The sequence below is a fragment of the Vibrio caribbeanicus ATCC BAA-2122 genome (genome assembly GCF_000165125.1).
In the GTDB taxonomy this organism is placed as follows: Bacteria; Pseudomonadota; Gammaproteobacteria; order Enterobacterales; family Vibrionaceae; genus Vibrio; species Vibrio caribbeanicus.
Genome location: NZ_AEIU01000085.1, coordinates 1 through 261 on the forward strand (window position 1 = coordinate 1; position 261 = coordinate 261).

Genomic DNA, 261 nt, shown 5'->3' on the forward strand with positions numbered 1-261 from the left:
TGTTGACGAGTTGGACGCTGAGTTAGTCGAAGAAGAGTTTGACGTTCCTGATGTTAGCGAGGAGCCTGCCGACGCTGAGCCAGCGACCGTGGAAGAGCTGGACACTGAGTTAGTCGAAGAAGAGTTTGAAGTCCCTGATGTTAGTGAAGAGCCTGTCGACGCTGAACCAGCGGCCGTTGACGAGCTGGGCGCTGAGTTAGTCGAAGAAGAGTTTGAAGTCCCTGATGTTAGCGAGGAGCCTGTCGACGCTGAGCCAGCAGC

General features: G+C 55.2%; 1 protein-coding gene. It reads left to right on the forward strand.

What is annotated here, in order from left to right; translation table 11 throughout:
* The coding region (locus RH40_RS20840) for a hypothetical protein (RefSeq protein ID WP_009602205.1) at positions 1–261 on the forward strand (261 nt) is incomplete at both ends.